This is a genomic window from Sphingorhabdus sp. (assembly GCF_044338195.1).
Lineage (GTDB): Bacteria > Pseudomonadota > Alphaproteobacteria > Sphingomonadales > Sphingomonadaceae > Sphingorhabdus_B.
Genome location: NZ_JBIIMC010000049.1, coordinates 1 through 8,135, shown reverse-complemented (window position 1 = coordinate 8,135; position 8,135 = coordinate 1). Strand labels below are relative to the sequence as shown.

Annotated in this window: 11 protein-coding genes; 3 read left to right on the top strand and 8 right to left on the bottom strand. The window is 58.0% G+C overall.

Going from position 1 to position 8,135, the window contains the following annotated elements; genetic code table 11:
* From ACIQZK_RS10235 to ACIQZK_RS10220, 4 genes are all read right to left on the bottom strand, one after another.
* On the bottom strand, positions 1 to 950 hold a 950-nt coding region (locus ACIQZK_RS10235), incomplete at its 3' end, for a DEAD/DEAH box helicase (protein WP_397576039.1).
* Positions 951 to 956: 6 nt separating this feature from the next.
* Complete coding sequence (gene pgmG, locus ACIQZK_RS10230) at positions 957 to 2,342, bottom strand: phosphoglucomutase/phosphomannomutase PgmG (RefSeq protein ID WP_397576038.1); 1,386 nt, start codon at positions 2,340 to 2,342, stop codon at positions 957 to 959.
* A 32-nt stretch (positions 2,343 to 2,374) separates the two neighbouring features.
* Positions 2,375 to 2,785 (bottom strand): molecular chaperone DnaJ, encoded by a 411-nt coding sequence (locus tag ACIQZK_RS10225; protein WP_397576037.1) that lies wholly within the window; start codon positions 2,783 to 2,785, stop codon positions 2,375 to 2,377.
* Positions 2,785 to 3,567: a division plane positioning ATPase MipZ gene (locus ACIQZK_RS10220; protein ID WP_397576036.1), complete on the bottom strand. Its 783-nt coding sequence runs from the start codon at positions 3,565 to 3,567 to the stop codon at positions 2,785 to 2,787. The genes ACIQZK_RS10225 and ACIQZK_RS10220 overlap by 1 nt, the downstream gene beginning before the upstream one ends.
* 111 nt (positions 3,568 to 3,678) lie before the next feature.
* Between ACIQZK_RS10220 and panC the strand changes: the two genes are divergently transcribed.
* The 3 genes from panC to ACIQZK_RS10205 all read left to right on the top strand — a co-directional run bounded on the left by panC (position 3,679) and on the right by ACIQZK_RS10205 (position 6,082).
* Positions 3,679 to 4,518: a pantoate--beta-alanine ligase gene (panC, locus tag ACIQZK_RS10215; protein ID WP_397576035.1), complete on the top strand. Its 840-nt coding sequence runs from the start codon at positions 3,679 to 3,681 to the stop codon at positions 4,516 to 4,518.
* Between the two features lie 110 nt (positions 4,519 to 4,628).
* Positions 4,629 to 4,928, top strand: a complete 300-nt coding sequence (locus ACIQZK_RS10210) for a hypothetical protein (protein ID WP_397576034.1) — start codon at positions 4,629 to 4,631, stop codon at positions 4,926 to 4,928.
* Positions 4,929 to 5,098: 170 nt separating this feature from the next.
* Positions 5,099 to 6,082 carry an SDR family NAD(P)-dependent oxidoreductase gene (locus tag ACIQZK_RS10205; RefSeq protein WP_397576033.1) on the top strand — a complete coding sequence of 328 codons (984 nt, stop codon included), beginning with the start codon at positions 5,099 to 5,101 and terminating at the stop codon, positions 6,080 to 6,082.
* Here ACIQZK_RS10205 and ACIQZK_RS10200 read toward each other — a convergent pair.
* The 4 genes from ACIQZK_RS10200 to rplU all read right to left on the bottom strand — a co-directional run.
* Positions 6,079 to 6,711 carry a TetR/AcrR family transcriptional regulator gene (locus tag ACIQZK_RS10200; RefSeq protein ID WP_397576032.1) on the bottom strand — a complete coding sequence of 211 codons (633 nt, stop codon included), beginning with the start codon at positions 6,709 to 6,711 and terminating at the stop codon, positions 6,079 to 6,081. The genes ACIQZK_RS10205 and ACIQZK_RS10200 overlap by 4 nt on opposite strands.
* 73 nt (positions 6,712 to 6,784) lie before the next feature.
* On the bottom strand, positions 6,785 to 7,378 hold the full coding sequence (locus ACIQZK_RS10195) for a GNAT family N-acetyltransferase (RefSeq protein WP_397576031.1): 594 nt from the start codon (positions 7,376 to 7,378) through the stop codon (positions 6,785 to 6,787).
* Between the two features lie 197 nt (positions 7,379 to 7,575).
* Complete coding sequence (gene rpmA / locus ACIQZK_RS10190; RefSeq protein ID WP_395634797.1) at positions 7,576 to 7,845, bottom strand: 50S ribosomal protein L27; 270 nt, start codon at positions 7,843 to 7,845, stop codon at positions 7,576 to 7,578.
* A 31-nt stretch (positions 7,846 to 7,876) separates the two neighbouring features.
* A partial coding sequence (rplU, locus tag ACIQZK_RS10185) for a 50S ribosomal protein L21 (protein WP_397576030.1) occupies positions 7,877 to 8,135 on the bottom strand: 259 nt, incomplete at its 5' end.

The window sequence follows — 8,135 nt, the reverse complement described above, 5'->3', positions numbered from 1 at the left end:
GACAGCGAGCCGTGGTGAATGCCGATGGCATATTTGGGCTCATTCGCGTCCCATAATTTCTGGAAGATGAACTCGGCAAGGAAGCGCGTGTTGCAGAAAATGAGCGTGATTTTGTTGCGGCCGATTTTGTCGATCAGCTGCGGTATCGCATGCTGCCCGCTGTGCCCCGCCCATGGCACGCGGCCTTCGGGGAGGAGGATGTTGAGGTCAGGCTCTGCCGCAGCCTCGCCTTCGACCAAGCGCACCTGATCGATATCGCCATAAGGCGCGAGCCATGCGCGATAGTCATCGGGATCGGCAACGGTGGCGGATAGGGCAACGCGCTGCAAATCGGGTGCGAGGGTGTGCAGACGTGCAAGCGACAGGCTGAGCAGGTCGCCGCGCTTGCCATTGGCGAAGGCATGCACTTCATCGATGATGACGCGCTTGAGCGTCGAGAACATATGCACGCTGTCTTCGTGGCTGAGCAGCAGCGACAATGATTCGGGCGTCGTCAGCAATATGTGCGGCGGCTTCACCCGCTGCCGCGCCTTGCGATCGGACGGCGTATCGCCCGTGCGCGCCTCGACGCGGATGGGCAGGCCCATCTCTTCGATTGGCATCAAAAGGTTTCGTCGGACATCGACCGCAAGCGCCTTGAGCGGGGAGATGTAGAGCGTGTGCAGGCCGCTCGCGTGCGTTAACGTGTTTCCCAGCGCAGGCTGGGATCCAGTGCCCAACGAAGGATTGCTTGATCTCGTCTGGACCCCGGCCTGCGCCGGGGAACGCATGTCTGCAATTAATTCGGCCAATGTCGGCAAAAATCCAGCCAACGTCTTGCCTGCACCCGTCGCGGCGACGAGCAATGCGTGCCGCCCCTCTCCAGCTGCCTCCAGCATCTCCAACTGATGCCGCCGTGGCGTCCAATCGCGTGCAGCGAACCAGTCGGTGATGATGGAAGGTAATGTCACCAGAGCTTAATGCCCGACAGTTTCCCCGCGTTCCAGTCCCGATGCTGCCAATTGCGCATCAATCTGCGCCATAAGCCGTTCGAGGCCTTCTTCGGAGGACGCTTCGGCACGCGCGACCAATACATCCTGCGTGTTGGATGCGCGCAGCAACCACCAGCCATCAGGCGTATTTACGCGCGCGCCGTCGGTGTTGTTGACGTCGGCGCCGTCTGCAGAAAGCCGCGCGAGAACTTCTTCGATCACCGCGAACTTGCGGGTCTCATCGACCTGAAAGCGCATTTCGGGGGTGTTGATCATGACGGGCATATCGCCGCGCAGTTCCGTGACGCTTTTGCCGAGCTTGGCCGACGCCGCCATTAAACGCACCGCCGCGTAAATCGCGTCATCAAAGCCATAATATTGATGCTTAAAGAAGATGTGACCGGACATTTCGCCCGCCAGTGGCGATCCGGTTTCCTTCATTTTGGATTTAATCAGGCTGTGGCCGGTTTTCCACATCAGCGGCTGCCCGCCAAGTTGCTCGATACGGTCAAATAGCGCCTGCGACGCCTTCACATCGGCGATAATCGTAGCGCCCGGGACATCGCCCAGCACGTCTTGCGCATAAATTTGCAGCAATTGGTCGCCCCAGATAACGCGCCCCTCGCCATCAATCGCGCCAATGCGGTCGCCATCGCCGTCAAAAGCCACTCCGAAATCGAGCCGCTTTTCCGCGACAAGCTTTTGCAGATCGACCAGATTTACAGGGTCGGTGGGGTCGGGATGATGATTGGGAAACTGGCCATCCACATCCACAAACAAAAGATGGTGCTCACCCGGCAGCATCTTGACCAGCTTTTCAATTGCCGGTCCCGCCGCCCCGTTGCCTGCGTCCCACCCGATGCGAAATGCCTTTTGCGGCGCCGCCTCGGCAACGCGGGCGACATATTGGTCAAGGATATCCAGATGCTCGGAAGTACCCTCACCGTCGGTCCAATCCCCTGCCGCCGCCATGCTGCCCAGCTTTTGGATATCCGCGCCGAAAAACGGTTTCCCCATGAGGACCATTTTGAAGCCATTATAATTGGCTGGATTATGGCTGCCGGTTATTTCAATGCCGCCATCTACGTCGTCCAGAACGGCTTCGGCATAATATAGCATGGGCGTTGGCCCCATGCCGATACGCACAACGTCCACACCGCTGTCGTTCAATCCCTTGACCAGCGCCTCTTCCAGCATAGGCGAGCTGACGCGACCGTCATAACCCACAGCAGCCTTTTTACCGCCGGCACGGACGAGGCAGGTGCCGAAGCCGCGACCAATCGCATAGGCATCCCCTGTGCCAAGCGTTTCACCAATGATCCCGCGAATGTCATATTCACGCAGCGATGTCGGGTGGAAATTATGGGTCATTCGATACCTGTTTCTGGGACATGGCTCGGCAATTACAGCCGTTTATCGTTCAAATCATCTAACAAAAGATCGCGGGCTTTGTTCAACGCGGCGGCCTGTGCATCGCTGCCGCCTGCGTCGGGATGGTTTTGCGCAATCAAGGCGCGGTGCCGCTCGCGAATGCGTTCGGCAGTATCGAAACGGGAAACACCAAGCAGAACACGGGCCGCATCAAGATCTGCCGCGTCAATGTCTTTCGCGCCTTTGCCCAGCCGCCACGTCATCCCGCGATACCACGCCGCGGCAATTGCGATTGCGCCAATCCCAAGCAGAAAGCTCCCGCGTGCGGCCAGAAAGGCGCCGCCAATTCCGAGCAATATCGGCGGTAGCTGCTGCGCTTGCAGCTTTTTCGTCCACACCGCCCAACCCAGCGCGGCGATAATCAGGATCGCGAGAAACGCCATTAAACGAGCATGGAGCCCTGCAGATCTGGAAGGGCGAGGCCGGTGACAAGTTCGCGCAATTCCTGACGTGCGGCGATATGCGCAGTCGCCAACTGTCCCAAATGGCCCTTGTCGATCAGCGTCAGTCCCGATGGGAAAAGCTCGCGATAAATAACGCGTTCGTTCAAGCCCGGCACGGACCGGAAACCCACGCGCTTCGACAATTCGGCAATGGCATTGGTCATGCGCTGCTGGTTGCGCGCCTCCATATTGTGCAGCCGGTTGCGCACCACGATCCAGTCGATCGTAACGCCGTCGGTCTTGGCCCGTTCCTTGCGCGCCTCCCAGATGAGTTCGGCATAGAAGCTCAATTTGCGCACTTTGAAATTTTCCGCATCGACTTGGCCGATGAGGTCAAAGTCTACAAAGCTGTCATTGATGGGGGTCACGAGCGTATTTGCCCGCGTGGCGACGAGGCGGGCATATTTGTCATCGCGGCCGGGCGTGTCAAATATCAGGAAATCATTCTCGGCGCCCAGGCGTTCGACTTGCCGGTCAAGTGTCGCCTGCGAATCATGCTCAAACACTTCAAACACGGGCATGGGCAGGCTGATGCGACGCCGCGCAATCGTGTCGCGCCGGTTTTCGAGGTAACGAAACAACGTCCGTTGGCGAGAATCAAGGTCAATACATGCAACCCGCGCACCGCGCGATGCCAGGGCAATGGCGACATGCACCGCCGTCGTCGACTTACCCGTTCCGCCCTTTTCATTAGCGAAAACAATGTGATGTGCCTTGCCCATATTCCCCCGGATCTGTCCTAAATATCTTGCACCCGACATTTGCCTTGAAATGTCGCCGCGCCGTCCCGCATAGGCGGGTTCACTTAAGCCATTAAACAAGGCCGCCGACACGTGCAAACCATCAATCAACTTAGCCCATTACGGCACAATGTTTCCCTTCTGCGAAAAGAGACGGGGCGCATTGCGCTCGTCCCGACCATGGGGGCATTACATGACGGGCATATGGCACTGGTCGACCATGCGCGGCGACATGCCGACGCGGTGGTGGTGTCTATATTTGTGAACCCGACCCAATTCGGCCCAAATGAAGATCTCGACGCCTATCCACGCACCTTTGAACGCGATTCAGAACTATTGCGTGCTGCGGGTGTCGACATCTTATGGGCGCCCACTGCGGCAACTGTCTATCCGCAGGGCTTTGCGACCAAATTGCATGTTGATGGGCCAAGCCGCGGATATTGTGGCGGCGCACGCCCCGGGCATTTTGACGGTGTTGCGCTTGTTGTCGCGAAATTGTTCCATCAGGTTCAGCCCGATGTCGCGCTATTTGGTGAGAAGGATTTCCAGCAACTCGCGGTCATCCGCCAAATGGCGCGCGACCTCGATTTCGATCTGGAGATATTGGGTGTTCCGATCGTGCGTGACGCAGACGGCCTCGCACTGTCGTCACGCAATGCCTATCTGACGCCCGAACAAAGAATGGCGGCTTTGGCTTTGCCACGGGCGTTGGAAAACGCAGCGAGCGATATTCGTGCCGGCAACGCTGTGGCCGACACGCTTGCTGCCGCGACTGCAAAAATATTGGCGGGCGGTTTTGATGCGGTGGACTATTTTGCGCTCGCCGACGCGGTGACTCTTGAGGAGCTGCAGGCCTTTGACGGCCGAGAGGCGCGGTTGTTGGTGGCGGCCAAGATCGGCAAGACACGCCTGCTGGATAACTGCCCGCTATAGGCGCACATTTTAAGTCCCAATCCGAATGCAGTTCTCGCGTTTTGCGTTAACCATTTGTTATCCATGTTTGGCGAGATTGACCGCACACAGTGGATGTGGGGACAGTCATCATGGGTAACAGTTTCAAAAGCGCGAATTTCTTGATGGACAGCCGGTTGGCCGATGCGGCACGCGGCGACGCGGACGCATTATATGACTTGGGCATGGCTTATTCTAGCGGAAGCGGCGGTGTCGAAGTCGACCTGATTGCGGCGCACAAGTGGTTCAATCTCGCTGCCCTGAATGGCAGCGAAGCGGCGACGATGTGCCGCGCAGATATCTCGGACGAGATGACCGCACGTGAAATCGTAGAGGCACAGCGCCAGGCACGGGCATGGCTGCAGGCAACGGATCAACGCCGCGCCGCCTGACTTCCGCGACCGACAAAAACCAACCTTCAAAGTAATATTTTCTAAGCGACCACATTGACATCACCTATGTTGCGTCAGCACCGTTCGGTGTTAAGGCGTTCGGCGTGGGGCGAAAAGCGAGGTGTTTTTTGCCCGCGCATTTGCGTTGATGCATAAGGACGTTTTTTGACATGCCGGCACCGATACTCGTAACAGGCGCAGCCGGTTTCATTGGCCACGCCGTGGCGCATCGGTTGCTCGCGCGCGGTGAGCGCGTCATTGGTGTCGATATCGTCAATGACTATTACGACCCTGCATTGAAAGAGGCGCGCCTCGCGACTTTTGCGGGGATTAATAGCTTCGCATTTGAGCGCATAGACATTGCCGACGCCGCAAAAATGGCAGCGCTTGTCCGCGACCATAAAATCGTGCGTGTGGTCCATTTGGCGGCGCAGGCGGGCGTGCGTTACAGCCTTGAAAACCCCTTCGCCTACGAACGTTCGAATCTTGCGGGCCATCTGTCGGTGATGGAGGCGTGCCGCCATGCGGAGGGTTTTGAGCATCTCGTCTACGCCTCATCAAGTTCAGTCTATGGCGATAAGCCGATGGGCGGCGAGGGCTTCAAGGAAGATGAGCCCGCCAACGATCCTGTGTCACTTTACGCCGCGACCAAACGCGCATGTGAGCTGATGAGCCAGTCCTACACCACACTTTACGGCTTCCCGCAAACGGGCCTGCGATTCTTTACGGTCTACGGCCCGTGGGGACGCCCCGACATGGCCTATTTCAGCTTCACGCAGAAAATCCTGAAGGGCGAGGCGATTGAAGTCTATGGCGACGGGAAGATGGCGCGCGATTTTACCTATATTGATGACATTGTCGACGGGATCATTGGCGCGCTTGATAACCCACCCGCCCACGGCGAGCACCGCGTGCTCAACATCGGCGACAGCCATCCGGTTGGCCTGATGGAGATGATTGAGACGCTCGAGAAAGCCATTGGGCATGAGGCCGTTAAAGTCATGCGGCCGATGCAGCCCGGCGATGTGACCGCCACCTATGCCGATGTGTCAAAGCTCCATGCACTGACGGGCTATAAACCCAAAGTGATGCTGGCCGAAGGTCTGGAAAAATTTGCCGCGTGGTACCGCGAATATTATCGCGTCGCGCCTTAGCTCTCAATCTGGGACTGCCACTCGTCCAATGAGGCCGCCAATTTGCGGCCGGCAATTTGACGCCCCGTCTCGCGCGGCAAACCAAGCGAAGCCGACATCGGGCCGCCCAGCAATGCGTCGCCCAATGCCATCAACACCATCTCAAGCGTGAGTTCATGCAGCGACGTGTCGTCCAGCCCATCTTCGCTGATTTCGTCGACCAGTCTATGGATCGCCTCGATAATCGGATCGAGCGCATCTTCATTGCCCGACAGCAGCATCCACGACGCAAGCGCGCCCGCACCCTCGCGATCAAACTGGTCAAAAATCAAGTCAGCTAGCTCGTGCGGGGTCACCACGCCGCCGCGCATTTGCACAACCGCTGCACCGATTTTGCTGCAGATTTTGTCGCCCATATAGGCGGCCAGTTCGCGCTGAAGCCCGGAGGCTGAGCCGAAATGATGCAGCAAATTGGCGTGCGTGCGACCAATGCGTCCCGCGACTGCCTTAAGGGTAACGGCCTGCGGACCCGATTCAAGCAATAGGTCGCGCGCGGCCTCAAGCGCCGCCAAGCGGCTCGCCTCGGGGCTTAACCGGCGCGGCATGGCGGGATCATTCAGTTGTACGATTTTTGAAGCGTGTGTGGTCATGAGTGCCTGTGCGTAGATATCATTTTACACGTTAGGCCAATTGCATTGCTTGTCCAATAGCGTTGAATGCCGCTCACGCCGCCTGAAGGCGTTCCATATATTCGCGCATGTCTAAGGGCGGCATGGTTCGCATGTTTCCATCGTCGGTGACGGCGTCCTCAAGCGAGCGTTCGTACAGCGCGCACGTCGTGGCAATGCCGCGGCCATTACTATGGCGTAGTGCCGTCTTGCCGGTGCTTTGAAAGCCAAGCTTGCGCAACACATTGCCCGACGCGGGGTTGTCGGTGAAGTGGCTCGCGACCAATTTCCTGTGGCCGATCGTCTTGGCTATCTCAACGACGGCGCGGCTGGCTTCGGTGGCGAAACCCAATCCCCAATATGGTCTGCCGATCCAATAGCCGAGTTCAGCGTCATTATTGAAGTTGCCAATACCGCACGCGCCGATCAGACGCGGCGCGCCATTGGTGCGCAGCATCATCAAAAAGGAAGGGAAGTGCGCGTCATGCTCCTGCGTTGCGAAGCGGACGGCGTCCTCCGCCGTATAGGGCCACGGCGCGCGGGCGAGATTGCGGACAATGCCTTCATCGGCGATGGCCTGATGAAGCTCGCCCGCATCTTCGGGCCAGCTTGGCCGCAATAACAATCTTTCGGTTCTCGCGAACATCATTTCACTCCCGTTCTGCGCCGCCCTTTGCATGATAAAGCGACAGCGGTGTTACAGTTCCTCCGCAGGAGGCTGAGAACAGGGAGAATGAGACAAAAAGAAAGGGAGACCGGTTGACCCGTCTCCCTGTTCAAAGGTGGAAACCACCTGATGCGATTTCCGGGTCATCCGTCTGGACAACCCGGTATCGATTGTCCTGTTTATTCGGCCGCCGCGGCTGCCATGTCGACCGACACATATTTGCGGCCAAGTTTACCAGCGTGGAAACGCACACGGCCCGCGACGAGCGCGAACAAAGTGTGGTCCTTGCCAAGGCCAACGCCTGCGCCCGGATAAACCTTGGTGCCGCGCTGACGGACGATAATGTTGCCACCGATGACGCTTTCGCCACCGAATTTCTTAACGCCAAGGCGACGGCCTGCTGAATCGCGACCGTTGCGTGACGAACCACCTGCTTTTTTATGTGCCATGGTCTAAACTCCTAACTCAGAGCGTTACCGCTCAAGCTTCCTTTGAAGCTGCAGCCTTTTTGGGCGCAGCGGCTTTCTTTGGCGCGGCTTCAGCCTTTTCAGCTTTCGGCGCAGCAGCCTTTTTCTCTTCCTTGCCGACGGCGAGGATGCGCAGCAGCGTCAGTGACTGACGATGGCCCTGCTTACGACGATAATTGTGGCGACGACGCTTTTTGAAAACGATCACCTTTTCGCCGCGCTCTTGCGCAATGATTTCGGCAGAAACGGTCAGGCCGTTTACGTCCTGCACT